Source organism: Streptomyces griseorubiginosus (genome assembly GCF_001514195.1).
In the GTDB taxonomy this organism is placed as follows: domain Bacteria; phylum Actinomycetota; class Actinomycetes; order Streptomycetales; family Streptomycetaceae; genus Streptomyces; species Streptomyces griseorubiginosus.
In genome coordinates, this window is sequence record NZ_KQ948734.1 from 392100 (window position 1) to 409906 (window position 17807).

Below are 17807 nucleotides of genomic sequence, written 5' to 3' on the forward strand. Positions count from 1 at the left end.
AGGAGGCGACTCCTTCCGTGCTCCGCCTACCGGGTTAGCTGTCGGGTTCGGGCGGGAAGGGTTGCCCTACGGCGCTCCCGTGGGCGGGAGTCGGCCGATTCACCCCGGGTTCGGTGGGTCCCCGGCTCCGGGCGCGCGGCGGCGCTGTCGGACTCGGCGGAGGCCGCGCGGCCCGGCGACGTTCGCCGGAGGGGGTCGTACGGCCTACCGGGAACGGTAGCCAACTGGTGCGGCCCCTGTGAAGGTTGATGTTCGATATGCCCGATACATTTTCGTGACCTTCGGTCAGGGGTGCGTGCCTGGCGCTCGGCGCCGGTGATGCGACGCGGCTGAGTGCTTTTCCGGGGCGTGTTCGCGAGGTGGGGGAAGGGCGGTTCCGGCGCGGCCGCGGTGTGTGCCCGGTGGGTCACGGAACGTGTCGGAGAGGTGTCGGAGGGTGCTGGGCCGCCGTCGGGCGAGCGGGCAGGGAGGCACCGGGGCCTGGGCGCCGGGCGCGGGGCGTCCCCGATTCCGGCGATGTTCTCAGGGCGGCGGCGGGCTGTCAGTGGGGCACCCTAGACTCGGAGAGCGATGAGCAGCCTCTTTGACGACAGCTTCCTGGCGGACCTCCAGGCCCCTCGCGGGCACGCGGAGGAACCCCCGCCGCCGCCCGAGGACGACCACGTGCCGGAACCCGTTCCGGACGACCTGTTCGGCGGGAAGTTCGACGTGCCCCCGGACCGGGACGCCTACTACCGCGACGGCGCCCCCCGCCCGGTGCTGGACGCCGCCGCGCTCCTGGACGGGCTGAACGAGAACCAGCGCGCCGCCGTCGTGCACTCCGGCACCCCGCTGCTCATCGTGGCCGGTGCCGGCTCCGGCAAGACCCGGGTGCTCACCCACCGCATCGCCCACCTCCTCGGCGAGCGCCGTGTCCACCCCGGCCAGATCCTCGCGATCACCTTCACCAACAAGGCCGCGGGCGAGATGAAGGAGCGCGTCGAGCAGCTCGTCGGCCCGCGCGCCAACGCGATGTGGGTGATGACCTTCCACAGCGCGTGCGTGCGGATCCTGCGGAGGGAGTCGAAGAAGCTCGGGTTCACCTCCTCCTTCTCGATCTACGACGCCGCCGACTCCAAGCGTCTGATGGCCCTGGTCTGCCGCGACCTGGACCTCGACCCCAAGAAGTTCCCGCCGAAGTCCTTCAGCGCCAAGATCAGCAACCTGAAGAACGAGCTGATCGACGAGGAGGACTTCGCCGCCCAGGCCGCCGACGGCTTCGAGAAGACCCTGGCCCAGGCCTACGCCCTCTACCAGTCGCGGCTGCGCGAGGCCAACGCCCTCGACTTCGACGACCTGATCATGACCACGGTCAACCTGCTGCGCGCCTTCCCGGACGTCGCCGAGCACTACCGCCGCCGCTTCCGGCACGTCCTCGTCGACGAGTACCAGGACACCAACCACGCCCAGTACGCGCTGGTCAGGGAGCTGGTCGGCACCTCCGAGCACCCCGTCGACGTACCGCCGAGCGAGCACGACCTGCCGCCCGCCGAGCTCTGTGTCGTCGGTGACGCCGACCAGTCGATCTACGCCTTCCGCGGCGCGACCATCCGCAACATCCTCCAGTTCGAGGAGGACTACCCGGACGCGACGACGATCCTCCTGGAGCAGAACTACCGCTCCACCCAGACGATCCTCACCGCCGCCAACGCCGTCATCGAGCGCAACGAGTCACGCCGCCCCAAGAACCTGTGGACCAACGCGGGCGCGGGCGCGCGCATCACCGGCTATGTCGCCGACACCGAGCACGACGAGGCGCAGTTCGTCGCCGACGAGATAGACCGTCTCACCGACGCGGGCGACGCGAAGGCCGGCGATGTCGCGGTCTTCTACCGCACCAACGCGCAGTCCCGTGTCTTCGAAGAGGTCTTCATCCGCGTCGGCCTGCCCTACAAGGTCGTCGGCGGCGTCCGCTTCTACGAGCGCAAGGAGGTCCGGGACGTCCTGGCCTACCTGCGCGTCCTCGCCAACCCGGAGGACTCGGTGCCGCTGCGCCGGATCCTCAATGTGCCCAAGCGAGGCATCGGCGACCGCGCGGAGGCGATGATCGACGCGCTCTCCCAGCGCGAGAAGATCAGCTTTTCGCAGGCGCTCAAGCGCGTCGACGAGGCGTACGGCATGGCCGCGCGCTCCACCAACGCCGTGAAGCGGTTCAACGTGCTGATGGAGGAGCTCCGGACCATCGTCGAGTCCGGCGCGGGCCCGGCGACCGTCCTGGAAGCCGTCCTGGAACGCACCGGCTATCTCGCCGAGTTGCAGGCCTCCACCGACCCCCAGGACGAGACCCGCATCGAGAACCTCCAGGAACTCGCCGCCGTGGCCCTGGAGTTCGAGCAGGAGTCCGGCGAGGGCGAGGAGACCGGCTCGCTCTCCGACTTCCTGGAGCGGGTCGCGCTCGTCGCCGACTCCGACCAGATCCCCGACGAGGACGAGGACGGCTCCGGCGTCATCACCCTGATGACCCTGCACACCGCCAAGGGCCTGGAGTTCCCGGTCGTCTTCCTCACCGGCATGGAGGACGGCGTTTTCCCGCACATGCGCGCCCTCGGCCAGACCAAGGAGCTGGAGGAGGAGCGGCGGCTCGCGTACGTCGGCATCACGCGCGCGCGTGAGCGGCTGTACCTGACCCGGTCCTCCCTGCGCAGTGCGTGGGGGCAGCCGTCGTACAACCCGCCCTCCCGCTTCCTGGAGGAGATCCCGGCGCAGCACGTCGACTGGAAGCGCACGGGGGCGACCGCCGCTCCCGCGGGGCCGGTCTCGGGCATCGCCGCCTCGCTGTCCTCGTCCCGGTCGCGGTCCTCGGCGTCGGGTGCGTCCGGCTTCGCGACGCGCCGGACCTCGGAGAAGCCGGTGGTCGCGCTGGCCGTCGGCGACCGGGTCACCCACGACCAGTTCGGGCTCGGCACCGTGGTCGGGGTCAAGGGCACCGGCGCCAACGCCGAGGCGACCATCGACTTCGGCGAAGCCAAGCCGAAGCGGCTGCTGCTGCGGTACGCGCCGGTGGAGAAGCTGTAGCTCCGCGAAAAGGCGGCCGGACCGGGGTTCTGCTCGGGTCCGGCCCTTTGGCGTGGCGAGGATGCCCGCTGGTCCGGTCGGCCGAGGCTGGGTTTGCGATGGGCACAGTCGGCCGAGGCTGGGGTTGCACGTATCCGGCCGGCGGGGGCGCGGGTCGCTTACGGTCCGGTCGGCCGGTGGCTTGGGTTACGTCCGGTCCGGTCGGCGGGTGGCTTGGGTTGCGTACGCCCGCTGGCCGGTTGCTCAAGTTGCGTACGGCCCGGGCTTGTTCGCGGGTCGGGTTACGTCGGGTCCAGCCCGTGGCTGCGCAGCCACGGCAGGGGGTCTATGGCCGAACCGCCCGCCGGGTGCACCTCGAAGTGCAGGTGAGGGCCGGTCGAGTTGCCGGAGTTGCCCGAGTACGCGATCGGGTCGCCGGCCTTGACCGTCGTACCGGAGGAGACGCGGTAGCTGGAGAGGTGGCAGTACCACGTCTCCGTGCCGTCCTTCGCCGTCACGACCATCATGTTGCCGTACGCGCTGTTCCACTGCGTGCGCACGGTGCCGTCGGTCGCGGCCATCACCGTCGTGCCGTACGACACCGGGAAGTCGATGCCGGTGTGGACGGACATCCAGTTGACGCCGGCCTGCCCGAAGTAGGCGCTGAGACCGCGCTGTGCGACCGGGAGGGCGAACTTCGGGCGCAGCCGCTCCTTGCGGGCCGCCTCCTCCGCCGCCTTCTTCTTCTCGGCCACCTGCTGGGCCTTGAGGTCGATGCGTTCCTGGGTACGGCTGGCCCGGTCGGCGAAGTCGTCGGCGCCGGCCGAGAGGCTCTCGAGCTGGGTGTCCAGCTTGTCGTTCGCGACGGACGGCTTGACCGCGGTCGGGTCCGCCAGCGTCTTCGCGGTGCTCTGCTCGCCGCCGGTCAGCGTGCCGACCGAGGCGGCGGCGATCCCGGCGACCCCCATGACACACGCCGAGGGAACGGCGATCGTCAGCAGCGCGGAGCGCTTCGCGGGCGTACGGCGGCGGGAGCGGCTGGCGGTGCGGGCGGCGACGCGGGAGCCCGGGGCGGGCGCCGCCTCGGCCGAGTAAGCCTCCTCCTGGTCGTCCAGGAGCCGGCCGTCGATGTCGTGCACGGCGGGCATCTCGCCGGTGCCGGTGAGGGCGGTGTCGGTGGACTCGCCGTCGTGCGAGGTGTGTTCGGCGTAGCCGTCGCCGTAAGGATTCGCCTCGTCGTACGCGTGGCCTTCGGCGTAGGCGTGGGTCTCGTCGTAGGCATGGCCCTCATCGAACGCGTGGCCCTCGTCGTACCCGGCCTGCTCGAACGTGGTCGTCGCCTGCGGGTCGGCCGCCGGGCCGTCGGAGTTCCACTGCGTGGCGTCGTACGCGCCGGTGTCGAAGGCCTGCGTGCCCCATTCCCACTGCTGGGTCCGGTCGGCCTGGTGCGCGGAGGGGTCGAGCTGCTGCCAGGCGCCTGCGTCCCACTCACCGCTGTGGTCGGGGCTGCCCGACTGCGGGGGGATCGCGCCGAGGTGCTGCTGGTCGCCGCCCCACTGCGTGGCGTCGTACGCGCCGGTGTCGTAGGCGGCGTGATGCTGGGCCGCGTACATGTCGTAGTTCAGGGTCTGGTGACCGCCGGTGTTCCACGTGGAGGTGTCGTACGAACCGGTGCCGTCGCCCGGCATGTTGCCGAAGAGCGGATCCGTCTCGAAGGTGCCGGTGGCGTTTGAGGTGTCCGAGCCCGGGAAACCAGTGGCGTCGTAACCGCCGTACGTGGTGAAGTCGCCGTACTGGGCCTCCTGGGAGCCGTACGACGCATAGGGCGACGAGTCGGCGTCGGAAGCCGGAGCCGGGGTGGTCATTGTCCCCGACGGGTGACGGTCGTTCACCAACTTCTCTTTCGCCTCGACAACAGGGGCTGCCAGAGCAGTGCGGCGACTGTACCCGGCGGTACGCGGGCGCGACAATCTTCAACTGGTTTCGGGCGCGCAGGAAACGGGCATTCGGCCGTGTTTCGGGGGAGGGCGGGCGGGAGTTTGGCCCTGTGTTCGAGAGTTGTTCGATGTCGGTTGGTGGCCTGAGGGCTGTCGGCGGGCTGTTGGCGCCCTGTCGACACCCTGCACCTGCTGTCCGTTATGACTCTTACGGCCCCTTGCGGCCCTTGTAGCCCTTACGGCCGTTACGCCACGGTCAGTCCGCCGGTGCGGCCCACCGTCTCCTCTCCGGGGCGCGCGGTGTCGAGCACCTGCCTTATGCCGCTCGCCACGGCGGGGTGCACAGGCAGGGCGAGATGGCCGATCCCGCTGACCCGGACGTTCTCCGCCAGCAGGTCGGCGTGGTCGATGCATGCGGCATCCAGCGGGTCCATCAGGTGGTCGAGGTCGCTCCAGAAGCTCACGAAGTGCGTACGGCATCCCGGAGCCGGCTGGGTGAGCTCCTCCAGCAGCTCCGAGCCGGGGCGCATCTGGCGCACGATCGGGTGCGCGTTCGCCAGTGGCGCCACCCGGGTGCCGGAGTGCGGCGTGCCGAGGGTGACCAGCGTGCGGACCCGGGTGTCGCCGCCCAGGCGCTGCACGTAGTACCGGGCGATGAGACCCCCGAGGCTGTGCCCGACGACATCGACCTGTCGGCTGCCCGTGCGCTCGCAGATTCCCTCGATGTGCCGGCCCAGCAGCTCCGCCGCGACACGGATGTCGCAGGTCAGCGGGGAGTAGTTCAGGGACTCGATCTGCTGCCTGCCGTGCTGGGCGAGGCTGCGGCGCAGGAGGACGAACACGGAGCGGTTGTCGATGAAGCCGTGCAGCAGCACGACCGGCGGCTTGGCCTCGGTCGGCAGCTGGGCGGCGCCGTCCTCCGGGGAGGGGAGCGGGGGGAGCGCGGAGCGGCGCTCCTGGGCGATACCGGAGGGGTAGAGGAGGAGGTGGCCCGCGAGGATCGCCATCTCCAGGGCGGTCGCTTTCAGGAGGGCCAGGGAGAGTCCCGCCAGTCTGCCGGGCAGCAGGCGCTGGCAGAGGGGGAGAAAGGGCAGCGCCGCCTTGGTGACCTTCATGGCCGACCTCCTGTCGGCACACGGGAGGACAGCTCCGTCCCCCGTGTGCGCTCGTGGGAAGCCGCGGCGAAGGTCGTCATCGGCGTCGACGGAGCGCGAGTGGGGCTCGCGGGGCGGGTGCGGCGTGCGGCGCGGGGTTCCGGGGGCGCCGGACGGTCCGGCGGTGCCGAGGATGGGGGCGGTGCTGTTGTTGCGGTTTGTACTCGTGCTTGTCCTTGTCGGGCGGACGGTGTCCGTGGTGCTGGTAGTGCGCCGGTGACGTGCCTTACCTGTCCTGCATGCCCTTCGTGCCGTCGCCGGTGCGCCGCACCGCCGTGGCGCGCAGACTGCGGCGCGGCGGTGCGACGACCACGTTGCGGCTCCCGAACGTGTCCCACCATCTGATTTCCCCCTCGATGACCATCGGAAACAGCCGGTCGCGGTATGGCGGCGACAACGTCCGTTCACATTCCCGGTCTGTGCGGTACTAGTCGGTAGGTACGCAGTCGCTTCATGGAGGCAGTGATGGGTGTGGCAGCCGGTCCGATCCGCGTGGTGGTGGCCAAGCCGGGGCTCGACGGGCACGACCGTGGAGCCAAGGTGATCGCGAGGGCCCTGCGCGACGCGGGCATGGAGGTCATCTACACCGGGCTCCATCAGACTCCCGAGCAGATCGTCGCCACCGCGATCCAGGAGGACGCCGACGCGATCGGCCTCTCCATCCTCTCCGGGGCCCACAACACGCTCTTCGCCGCGGTGATCGACCTGCTGAAGGAGCGGGAAGCGGAGGACATCCTCGTCTTCGGCGGCGGGATCATCCCGGAGGCGGACATCCCGGCGCTGAAGGAGAAGGGCGTCGCGGAGATCTTCACGCCGGGAGCGACTACGCAGGCGATTGTGGACTGGGTGCGGGAGAATGTGCGGCGGCCGGCGGGGGCGTAGGCGTACGGCGTCCGGGTGGGTCTGCGGGGGTACCTGAGGTCGCTGTCGGGCAGGTCGGCCAGGCCGCCGGGCGGGTCGGGGCGCCAGGTGGGTCGGCTGAGGAAACCGCCCCCAGCAGTACGCCGCACGGCATTACCCTTTCGGCTCCCCCTTCAGCTCCTCCGCCATCGCCCCCCGCAACCGCAACGTCGTCACCAGGCGCTGGAAGGCCTCCGCCCAGTAACCTCCCGCGCCGGGGCTCGCGTCCTCTCGCTCGTCCGGGACCGCCATCAGGCCCTCCAGACGCCCCGCCTCGCCCGGATCGAGGCACCGCTCCGCCAGCCCCATCACCCCACTGAAACTCCACGGATAACTCCCTGCGTCCCGGGCGATGTTGAGCGCGTCGACCACCGCCCGTCCCAGTGGCGCAGCCCACGGCACGGTGCAGACTCCGAGCAGCTGGAACGCCTCGGACAGGCCGTGAGTCGCGATGAACCCCGCCACCCACTCCGCCCGCTCCTCCGCCCCCAAAGTGCCGAGCAGCTTGGCCCGTTCGGCCAGCGACACCGCTCCCGGACCACCGGCTTCCGGCGCCGCCGGCACCCCGAGCAGGGCTCGGGCCCACCGGGCGTCCCGTTGCCGTACGGCGGCCCGGCACCACGCCGCGTGCAGCTCGTCGCGCCAGTCGTCCGCCACGGGCAGCGCCACGATCTCCTCGGGGGTCCGTCCGCCCAGCCGGTCCGGCCATCCGCTCAGCGGTGCCGCCTCCACCAACTGCCCGAACCACCAGGACCGTTCACCCCGACCCGAGGGCGCCTTCGCCACGACGCCGTCGCGCTCCATGCCCGGGTCGCACTCGTGCGGTGCCTCGATGACGATCGTCGGCGTGGCATGGGTACGGTCGACGGCCACGCACGCCCCGGCCCTGACCGCCATCCGGGCCGCCAGTGCCGAGCCCGGCAGCGCCGACAGCAACTCCGCCGCCGTGGCCCGCACATTGCGGCTCCGGTCCGCGAGTGCCTGCTCCAGGAACGGCTCGTCGTCCGCGCTCAGTCCCGTCCGCAACGAGTCGAGGAACATCAGCCGGTCCTCGGCGCGCTCGGTCGCCCAGGTCGTCGCGAGCAACTCGCGGGCGGCGGCGGCCTCCCGGGCCCGGATCGTCGCGAGCAGCGCGACCCGCTCCGCGAACAGCCCCTCCTCCCACAGCTGTCGCACCGCTGCCGTGTCCTGCGGAGGGGGCAGTGCCGTCCCGCCGCCCGGTGTCGCGCGCAGGGCGAACCGCCAGTCCGGGTTCAGCCGGGCGAGCCAGGTGGCCCGGGGTCCGGCGAAGGCCAGTGCAGCCGGCCGCAGGTCGGTACGCCCCCGGGCCGCGTCCAGCAGGGCGGGCACCAGGTGCGGGGGTGCCGCGTAGCCGTGTGCGTTGGCCGCCGAGAGCCACTGCGGCAGCAGCTCCATCAGATCGGGTGCCGTTCCCCTGCGGCCACTGCTCCCCGTGCCCGGCCGGTCGGCCAGCAGCATCGAGAGCCGACGGGACGCGGCGGCGGGCAGCGCAGGGCGGCTGTCCTGAGGCGCCGGCTGCGGGCGCTCCGCCGCACGCGTGGGCCGCAGTCCGGCCCGTCGCCGTACGGTCTCCACGGCCGCCGCGTCCAGCAGAGCCGTCGGTGCGTCGGAGCCGGGGACGACGCCGGGCGGCGTACGGCGTGCGGTGCCGAGCAGAGCCGAGGTGACGAGCTCCTCCCAGACGTCCGGGGCGGAGGTCTTGTTCATGCGGTTCCTTTCCGTCCGGTCGGGGTGGGGGGTTTCGTGCGACGCGTGCGCGTGATCGCAGTCGGCCGTCTGGTGTCGGTCAGCACAGCTGCACCGCCTCGCCCGTGCCCTCCGGCCAGGCCGTCAGGGGGGTGAAGCCCCGGTGGCCGCACTCGCCGAAGACCTTGACCGGGGCGCCGCCCGAGAGGGCGACCAGACGCCACAGGCCGGGGCGGGAGCGGGCGGTGGGGGTGAGGGGCAGCGCCGAGTCGCCGTCGGCGTCCGCCAGTTGCCAGGAGTCGCCGTCCGGGGCCGGTATCACCCGGTCCAGGGTCACGGGCACGGAGTCCAGCCAGGGGTCGTCCCGCAGCGCCTCGCCGTAACGGGCGGCCGCCTGGTCCGTCGACACTCCAGGTGGCCGGGTCGCCGAGGGCGCGGGCGGTGCGAACTGCTCGCCGAGGGCCGCGCGCAGCTGCCCCTTGCCGGGGTAGGCGGACACCTCGGCCTCCAGCTCCAGCCCCACCGGCAGCGCCAACTCGGGGGCGCGGCCCGCGGCACCGTACGAGAGGAGCAGCGCGGTGCGGCCCGAGTCCGTGCCGTGCAGCCAGATCCGGCGGGTCGTCAGGCGGGCGTCCGCGGTGTCGTACTGGGCGAGGACCAGCCAGCGGTCCCGGAGCGGCGGTCCGTCGGCCGAGGCGGGCAGCCCGATCCGGGACCGGACCGTCGACGCCAGCCCGTCCGGCAGCCGCTCGCGGCGCAGCCAGCCCTGGTCGAGGAGGTGAATGAGGGCGCACTCCTCCAGCAACCGCACCGGCCAGCCGGGACCGGACGACGGGATCGCCCCCAACTCCCGCACCCGGGAGGCGAGCCCCGGCGCCTGCGCGTCGACCATGCGGGCCGCGGTCTCCTCCCACAGGCCGTACCCGGCCTGCTCCGCCCCCGCCAGACCGCCGCGCAGCAGGTCGGCCAGCCGCTGCTCCAACTCCGTGGCGCCCGCCGTGATCCGCACGGCCCGGCGCTCGGCCCTGCGCCGCGCCCCCTCCGGATCACCGGCGCCAGCGGCGGAACCGGCCGGTTCCGCCGTCCGCTTCTCCTGCGCCCGCTGCCTTCTCCCCTCTATCCACTGCCCCGCCCAGTCCGGTGCCGGCCCCGGTGGCACCGCACCCTCCCCGCCCGCCCAGAGCAGCAGCAGCCCGAGCGCGTGCTTGCACGGGAACTTGCGGCTCGGGCAACTGCACTTGTACGCGGGCCCCGCCGCGTCCGCGAGGTCGATGACCGTCTGATACGGCTTGCTGCCGCTGCCCTTGCACAGCCCCCACACCGTCCCCTCCTCGGAACTGCCCGCCTCGGACCACGGACCGGCCGCGCCGAGTTTGCTTCCCGCTTTGCGTGAGGCGGCGTCAGGAGCCAGTGCCAGCACCTGATCCGCCGTCCAGCGCACCCCCTGCTGAGTCATGACACCGAAGGTAGATCCCCCCACTGACAATCGGCCTCGGACCGGCGGCCGTCCCGACCCCGCTGAGCGCGTTTCCGCAGGTCGGATCGCATTGTCAGTGGCGTGGTGCACGGTTGGTGGCAGATCCGAACCGGCCGAGCTGGAGGGGGCCTCAGCCATGACTGTGTCCGTTGAACCGACGTCCGTGGAACCGAAGCAGGGAAAGCCGGCCGAGGCGTTGCGGCCGCATGCCGAGGAAGCCTTCGCCGATGAACTCGCCGCGCTCGCAGCGCAGGACGACCGCCCGCGCCCGGCCCGCTGGAAGCTGTCTCCGTGGGCGGTGGCGACCTACCTGCTCGGCGGCATCCTGCCCGACGGCACGGTGATCACCCCGAAGTACGTCGGCCCGCGGCGCCTGGTCGAGGTCGCCGTCACCACCCTCGCCACCGACCGCGCCCTGCTCCTGCTGGGCGTGCCGGGCACCGCGAAGACCTGGGTCTCCGAGCACCTGGCAGCAGCGGTCAGCGGCGACTCCACGCTGCTCGTGCAGGGGACCGCGGGCACCCCGGAGGAGGCGATCCGGTACGGCTGGAACTACGCCCAGCTGCTCGCCAACGGCCCGAGCCGCGACGCCCTCGTGCCCAGCCCGGTGATGCGGGCCATGGCGGAGGGGATGACGGCCCGGGTGGAGGAGCTCACGCGCATCCCGGCCGACGTGCAGGACTCGCTGATCACGATCCTGTCCGAGAAGACCCTGCCGATACCGGAGTTGGGCCAGGAGGTGCAGGCGGTCCGTGGCTTCAACCTCATCGCCACGGCAAACGACCGCGACCGCGGGGTCAACGAGCTCTCCAGCGCCCTGCGCCGCCGCTTCAACACGGTCGTGCTGCCGCTGCCGGAGAGCGTCGAGGCCGAGGTCGACATCGTCTCGCGCCGCGTCGACCAGATCGGCCGCTCCCTCGACCTGCCGGCCGCGCCCGACGGCATCGCGGAGATCCGCCGGGTCGTCACCGTCTTCCGCGAGCTGCGCGACGGCGTGACCTCCGACGGCCGCACCAAGCTCAAGTCGCCCAGCGGCACGCTGTCGACCGCCGAGGCGATCTCGGTGGTCACCAACGGGCTCGCCCTCGCCGCCCACTTCGGCGACGGCGTCCTGCGGGCCGGCGACGTCGCCGCGGGCATCCTCGGCGCGGTCGTCCGCGACCCGGCGGCCGACCGGGTCATCTGGCAGGAGTACCTGGAGGCGGTCGTCCGGGAACGGGACGGCTGGAAGGACTTCTACCGGGCCTGCCGGGAGGTCAGTGCGTGAGCGGCCACCTGAGGCGGGGCGACCGCATGGGCGGCGGACGGGAACAGGGATGGGTGACAGCTCGGCGTCCGGGGGCCCGGGTTGCTGTCGGGGCGGACACGGGGTCATCGATGCGGGCCGGCTGTCGAGGGGCGCGGAACCAGCGGAACCAAGGGGGACGGTTGTGACGGACGTTGAGCGGTACGGCGACGCGGGCGGGGTCGAGCTGGTCGGTGAGGACGACTCCAAGTGGCCGCGGAGGGGCGGGGGTCGGCGTGACGGGAGTCGATGAGAACGGCGGTGCGGAGGCACCCGGCTCGGGCGGAGGCGCGAGCGGGGACGGGGACCGGAGTATCGAGGGGGTGACTGCGGCCGTGGGCCATGAGAACGGCGATGGAAAGCGGACCGGTGGTGGGCGCGGCAGCCGGGGAGTCGGGTCCGGGCCGCTGCTGCTCGGGGTGCGGCATCACGGGCCCGGGTCTGCTCGCTCCGTGCGGGCGGCACTGGACGCGGCGCTGCCCCGGGTGGTGCTCATCGAGGGACCACCCGAGGCCGACGCGCTGATCCCGCTGGCCGCGGAGGAGGACATGCGGCCACCGGTCGCCCTGCTCGCCCACGCCGTGGACGAACCCGGCCGCTCGGCGTTCTGGCCGCTCGCCGAGTTCTCCCCGGAGTGGGTGGCGATCCGCTGGGCCCTGGAGCACGACGTCCCGGCCCGCTTCATCGACCTGCCCGCCACGCACACGCTGGCCTGGGGGAGGGACGAGGGGGACGGGGGCCCCGCGGATGCCGGCCCGGCGGGAGACGAAGGGGCGGACGGGCCCGCGGATGAGGTGCCGGGGGTGGGGGAGTCCGAGGCGTCGGAGCCGGCGGCGACGGACGCCGTTCGGGTCGATCCGCTCGGTGTGCTTGCCGAGGCTGCCGGATACGACGATCCCGAGCGGTGGTGGGAGGACGTCGTCGAGCATCGGGGTCCGGGGCGGGGGGATGTGTTCGAGCCCTTCACCGTGCTGGAAGAGGCGATGGGGGTGCTGCGGGAGACGTACGGAACCGGGGGTCACGACCGGGACCTCGTGCGGGAGGCGTACATGCGGCTCCAGGTGCGGGCGGCGCAGCGTGAGTTCGGGGACGACGTGGCCGTGGTGTGCGGGGCCTGGCATGTGCCCGCGCTGCGGCGGAAGAGCACTCTCGCCGCCGACAAGGCGCTGCTGAAGGGGCTCCCGAAGGTCAAGGCGGACCTGACATGGGTGCCGTGGACACACCGCAGGCTGTCGCGGCACAGCGGCTACGGCGCGGGGATCGACTCGCCCGGCTGGTACGGGCACCTGTTCGCCGCGCCGGACCGTCCCGTGGAGCGATGGCTGACCAAGGTGGCCGGACTGCTGCGGGACGAGGACCGGATCGTGTCGTCGGCGCACGTCATCGAGGCCGTACGGCTGGCCGGAACGCTCGCGGCGATGCGCGGCCGCCCGTTGCCCGGCCTGAGTGAGACGACCGACGCGGTACGGGCCGTGATGTGCGAGGGCTCGGACGTGCCATTGGCGCTGGTGCACGACCGGCTGGTGGTCGGCGACGTGCTGGGGGAGGTGCCGCAGTCGGCGCCCGCGGTCCCCTTGCAGCGTGACCTCGACCGGATCCAGCGGCGGCTGCGGCTCAGGCCCGAGGCGCTGGAGCGGGAGCTGGAACTCGATCTGCGCAAGGAGACCGACGCCGAGCGCAGCAGGCTGTTGCACCGGCTGCGGCTGCTGGGCGTGGCCTGGGGCGAGCCGGCGATCTCGCGGGGGAGTACGGGGACCTTCCGGGAGACATGGCGGCTGCGCTGGGAGCCGGAGTTGGCGGTACGGATCGCCGAGGCGGGGGTGTGGGGGACGACCGTGCTCGCCGCAGCCACGGCCAGGGTGGAGGCGGACGCCGTCTCCGCGGCCGGGCTGGCCGACGTCACCGCGCTCGCCGAACGCTGTCTGCTGGCCGAACTCCCGGACGCCCTGCCCACGGTGATGCAGATACTCGCCGACCGGGCAGCGCTGGACGCGGATGTCGGCCACCTCGCCCAGGCCCTGCCGGCCCTTGTCCGCTCCCTCCGGTACGGGGATGTGCGGGGCACCGGAACCGGGGCCCTGGCGGAGGTCGCCGCGGGCCTCGCCGAGCGCGTCTTCGTCGGCCTGCCGCCGGCCTGCGCCGCGCTCGACGCGGAGGCGGCCGAGGAGATGCGGCGCCATGTGGACGCGGTGCATGGCGCGGTGGGACTGCTGGGCGAGGTGGCGGAAGCGGAGCGATCCGAGCCGGCCGAGCGGGCCGCGGACGAGCGGGCCGCGGAGGCGAGTGCGCCTTCCGGCGTGTCTTCCGCGGCCGCACCGGGGCTGGAGGCGGGACCGTCGGCACCGGCTCAGCGGGGACTGCGGGGGCGTTGGCTGGGCGTGCTCAAGGTGCTCGGGCGACGCGACACCGTGCCCGGTGTCATTCGTGGGCGGGCGGTGCGGCTGCTGCTGGACGACGGGGAGCTGGCGCAGGACGAGGTGGCGCGGCTCATGGGGCTGGTGCTGTCGCCGGGGACGCCGCCGGGGGACGCGGCGGCGTGGATCGAGGGCTTCGTCGGCGGCGGATCCGGCGGCGGGATGCTCCTGGTGCACGACGAGCGGCTGCTCGGGCTGGTCGACGCCTGGCTCACCGGGGTGTCGGCGGAGGCCTTCACCGATGTGCTGCCCCTGCTGCGGCGCACGTTCTCGGCGTACGAGCCCGGAGTGCGCCGGACCCTGGGCGAGTTGGTCCGGCGTGGGCCGGGGCAACGGGGGAGTGCGGCCGGAGCCGGTTCCGGGATACCGGGGTTCGGGGCGGACCTCGACGGGCCGCGGGCGGACGCGGTGCTGCCGGTGGTGCGGCTACTGCTCGGCCTGGACGACGACAACGACCTGGCGAACGCCGACGGCACCTACTTGGCGAACAGGGACGACAACGCTCCGGCGAACGCCGACGACAACGCCTTGACCAACGCCGACGGCAACGACTTTGTGGGGGTGGCGGGATGATCACCGAGGTGACCCGGACAGCGAGGAGCGGGGGCGACGTGATGGGCGCCGCCGCAGAAGGGCGGGGGAGCGCACCCGCGCACAGGGCCGGGTTCCGGCCGAGGCACGGTTCGGTGACGCCGGTGACCGTGGTCCCGCTCTGGGACCGTTTCCGGACGGGGGTCCGCGGATGACCGTCGAACCGAGCGGAACCATCGAACCGAGCGGAACCATGGCCATCGACATGGCGCCCCCCTCTCCCACCCCTGACTCCGCTGACTCCGCGCCTGCCGCCGACGAGCGCCTGCGGCGGTGGCGCATGGTGCTCGGTGGGGACGCGGCTGACGGGACCGGGTGCGTGCTCGGCGGTCAGGACGCGGCCATGGACGGGGCGTTGGCCGCGCTCTACGGCAGGGGAGACGGGAAGGGCCAGGCGGGGAGGGAGCGTTCGGCGGGCCTGGGGGCGTCGGCGCCGTCCGTGGCGCGGTGGCTGGGGGACATCCGGACGTACTTCCCCTCCTCAGTCGTGCAGGTCATGCAGCGGGACGCCATCGACCGGCTGGGGCTGTCCACCCTGCTGCTCGAACCGGAGATGCTGGAGGCGGTCGAGGCCGACGTGCACCTCGTCGGCACCCTGCTGTCCCTCAACAAGGCGATGCCGGAGACCACGAAGGAGACCGCACGGGCCGTGGTGCGCAAGGTCGTCGAGGACCTGGAGAAGCGGCTCGCCACCCGTACCCGCGCCACCCTCACCGGCGCCCTCGACCGCAGCGCGCGGATCAACCGGCCCCGGCACCACGACATCGACTGGAACCGCACGATCTCGGCCAATCTTAAGCACTACCTGCCGGAGTACCGGACGATCGTGCCGGAACGGCTCGTCGGGTACGGCAGGGCCTCGCGGTCGGTGAAGAAGGAGGTCGTCCTCTGCATCGACCAGTCCGGGTCGATGGCGGCGTCCGTCGTCTACGCCTCGGTGTTCGGGGCGGTGCTGGCGTCGATGCGGTCGATCGACACCCGGCTCGTCGTGTTCGACACGGCGGTCGTCGACCTCACCGACCAGCTCGACGACCCGGTGGACGTGCTGTTCGGCACGCAGCTGGGCGGCGGCACGGACATCAACCGGGCGTTGGCGTACTGCCAGTCGCAGATCACCCGGCCCGCCGAGACGGTGATGGTGCTGATCAGCGACCTCTACGAGGGCGGGATCCGCAACGAGATGCTCAAGCGGGTCGCGGCGATGAAGGCGTCGGGGGTGCAGTTCGTGACCCTGCTCGCCCTGTCCGACGAGGGGGCGCCGGCGTACGACCGGGAGCACGCGGCCGCGCTCGCCGCGCTGGGCGCACCGGCCTTCGCCTGTACGCCCGACCTGTTCCCGGAGGTGATGGCCGCGGCCATCGAGAAGCGGCCGATTCCGATACCGGACACGGTGTGACCCACCCGTGAACTCGAGTCCCGCGCCGGTGATTTGTCGACCGGGTGACCTGCGATTCCAGCCAGCAAAACGGACATGACTACGCATCGGTAACACGGGGCTTGCGCAACCTCGGGAGCCCCGTGCAAGGATCGGTCTCTCCACAGTCTTCACCCTTCCCGTCCGTTTCCGTTCCCGCTTCCATGCCGTTTCGCCTCTTCTCCGCACGGAAGGTCTCGCTCTCTCTTGACCTGGTCAGCAGCGTTTCCCGGTGTCGCCGCGCGCGTGCTGCGCGGGGTGTCCGGGCGTCGTGCGCTGCATCTGGGGCTGCTGCTGGGCGGGTTGCTGGTGCTGGGCTTCCTCTGCGGGGAGCAGGCGCACGCGGCGGACGGTGTCGGGGCGCTGCCGGTGAAGGCGCCGGTGCGGTCGCTGACATCGCCGACCGCACCGAAGGTCATGGACTCGGGCTCGGACGCGGACAACGGCACGCACAGCAGGCCCACCGAGCCCCCGGCTGCCCCCGTCGGCGCAAGCAAGGTTCTCCAGCCGGTGACCGAAGGCATCACGACGGTCGTGAGTGATGGTGTCGTGCGGCCGGTCGGAGACCTCGTCGAGACGGTGACCACGGGGCTGACCGACACGGTCGGGCTGCCTCCGGTGCAGTCCCTGCCGGAGTTGCCGTCGCTGCCGACCCTGCCGTCGTTCCCGGACCTCCCGCAGTCCCCGTCGTGGCCGACCGTTCCCACCGCGCCGGAGATCCCCTCGGCGCCGAGCCTGCCCGCCCCCGTGCCCGCGCCACCGGTCGCCTCGGCGCCGCAGCCCGGAGCGGGTGACCACTCGAAGGCCGAGCCTGCCGAAAGCGCGCCTTCCACGAGCAGCGGTGCCGCCTACGGGCCCTGGTTCACTGGCCGCGACGGCCTGACCGACTTCGCCGTACTCGGCTCCACACAGCACGACTCCCCGCAGCACGCCTCCGGCCACCGCACCGAGTCCCCCTCCACCGCGCCCGCCCACCAGCTGCCGTCCGACGGCCAGGGCGGCGCCCTGAGCGGCAAGCCCGCCGTGGACAGCGGCTCCTCGCGGCACGGCGACGCGCATGCCGTCACCCTCGACCACCGGGCGCCGCTGCGGCTCGTGCCCGGTGCCGCCGCGGACGTCGACGCGGCCGGGACCCGGGACAGTCACCGGGACATCCCCGTCTTTCCCGGCTAGACCGGGACGGGATCACAGGCCCGGACCACTGGGCCGGACCACACGGCCGGACCTCAGGCCCGGACGACACGGCCGGACCAAAAGACCTCCCCACCCGCGCCTGACCTTGTGCGCGGGCGCGAAGCGGGCCTGCCTGCCCCAGCCGTTCGGACACCTGAACCCCGGATGTACCCGGCCAGATCAACCCCCGCCGTGCCCAGGCCGCAGCCACAGCCACAGCCGTCGGCATCCGTAGGGCACCGGCGTCCGGGAGGTACCGGTATCCGGGAGACACCCGCATCCGGGACACAGCCCAGTCCGTCACCCCGGGTCACGCGCAGGATCCACGGAACCGCGCCTGACCTCCCCCGACCAGCCCCGTGAGGCGATGCGCCCCGGACGGCCGAAAGCCGTCGGTCCGTCCTGCCGCACCCTCACGGGCGCGGGCGAAGAGGTCCCCATCGGGGTGGGGACCGACCGCCCAGGGCCCCTGAAGGGGCTGCGCAAGGGGCCTCACCGGGGCAACCCCACCCCGGTGAGGCCCTTCACTCACGGCACGCCGTGCCAGTGAGGGCGGCATCATGTGACAGGTATCACCGCTCAGGTGTGACCCTCGATTTAGAGGCCCTCCACAAGCAGCGATAACCTGCGAGACGGACATGCCGCGCGCTCGGACACCGTGTGCGCCTCCCTTGTGACACAGACAGTGGTCGGACGTCACGTTGCCCTCGCGGCACGCCCAC

At 72.5% G+C, this 17807-nt stretch carries 10 protein-coding genes and 1 riboswitch; of the genes, 6 read left to right on the forward strand and 4 right to left on the reverse strand.

Annotated features, from left to right (window positions below):
• Positions 1-8: 8 nt before the first annotated feature.
• Positions 9-154, reverse strand: a riboswitch (cyclic di-AMP (ydaO/yuaA leader).
• 416 nt (positions 155-570) lie between these two features.
• A complete protein-coding gene (gene pcrA, locus AQJ54_RS01840; RefSeq protein ID WP_062233163.1) occupies positions 571-3054 on the forward strand; it encodes a DNA helicase PcrA in 2484 nt (827 codons plus the stop codon).
• Between the two features lie 281 nt (positions 3055-3335).
• Here pcrA and AQJ54_RS01845 read toward each other — a convergent pair whose 3' ends face one another.
• Positions 3336-4898, reverse strand: a complete 1563-nt coding sequence (locus AQJ54_RS01845; protein WP_062233166.1) for a M23 family metallopeptidase — start codon at positions 4896-4898, stop codon at positions 3336-3338.
• Between the two features lie 317 nt (positions 4899-5215).
• Positions 5216-6085: a lipase family alpha/beta hydrolase gene (locus AQJ54_RS01850; RefSeq protein ID WP_062233169.1), complete on the reverse strand. Its 870-nt coding sequence runs from the start codon at positions 6083-6085 to the stop codon at positions 5216-5218.
• A 504-nt stretch (positions 6086-6589) separates the two neighbouring features.
• On the opposite strand from AQJ54_RS01850, the gene icmB reads away from it, so the two are divergent.
• A complete protein-coding gene (gene icmB / locus AQJ54_RS01855) occupies positions 6590-7006 on the forward strand; it encodes a coenzyme B12-dependent isobutyryl CoA mutase small subunit (protein WP_062023527.1) in 417 nt (138 codons plus the stop codon).
• A 132-nt stretch (positions 7007-7138) separates the two neighbouring features.
• Here the strand turns inward: icmB and AQJ54_RS01860 are convergent, their stop codons facing one another.
• Both AQJ54_RS01860 and AQJ54_RS01865 read right to left on the reverse strand, forming a co-directional pair.
• Entirely contained in the window at positions 7139-8752 is a 1614-nt protein-coding gene (locus tag AQJ54_RS01860; RefSeq protein WP_062023528.1) for a DUF5691 domain-containing protein, read from the reverse strand.
• A gap of 79 nt (positions 8753-8831) precedes the next feature.
• Entirely contained in the window at positions 8832-10187 is a 1356-nt protein-coding gene (locus AQJ54_RS01865; protein ID WP_062233172.1) for an SWIM zinc finger family protein, read from the reverse strand.
• 157 nt (positions 10188-10344) lie between these two features.
• Here AQJ54_RS01865 and AQJ54_RS01870 point away from each other — a divergent pair, with 157 nt between their 5' ends.
• The 4 genes from AQJ54_RS01870 to AQJ54_RS01885 all read left to right on the forward strand — a co-directional run bounded on the left by AQJ54_RS01870 (position 10345) and on the right by AQJ54_RS01885 (position 17085).
• On the forward strand, positions 10345-11475 hold the full coding sequence (locus AQJ54_RS01870) for an ATP-binding protein (RefSeq protein WP_062023532.1): 1131 nt from the start codon (positions 10345-10347) through the stop codon (positions 11473-11475).
• 425 nt (positions 11476-11900) lie between these two features.
• Entirely contained in the window at positions 11901-14480 is a 2580-nt protein-coding gene (locus AQJ54_RS01875; RefSeq protein ID WP_062234814.1) for a DUF5682 family protein, read from the forward strand.
• A gap of 223 nt (positions 14481-14703) precedes the next feature.
• Complete coding sequence (locus AQJ54_RS01880) at positions 14704-15894, forward strand: VWA domain-containing protein (protein WP_062234817.1); 1191 nt, start codon at positions 14704-14706, stop codon at positions 15892-15894.
• Positions 15895-16119: 225 nt separating this feature from the next.
• On the forward strand, positions 16120-17085 hold the full coding sequence (locus AQJ54_RS01885; RefSeq protein WP_063806390.1) for a hypothetical protein: 966 nt from the start codon (positions 16120-16122) through the stop codon (positions 17083-17085).
• Positions 17086-17807 lie beyond the last annotated feature (722 nt).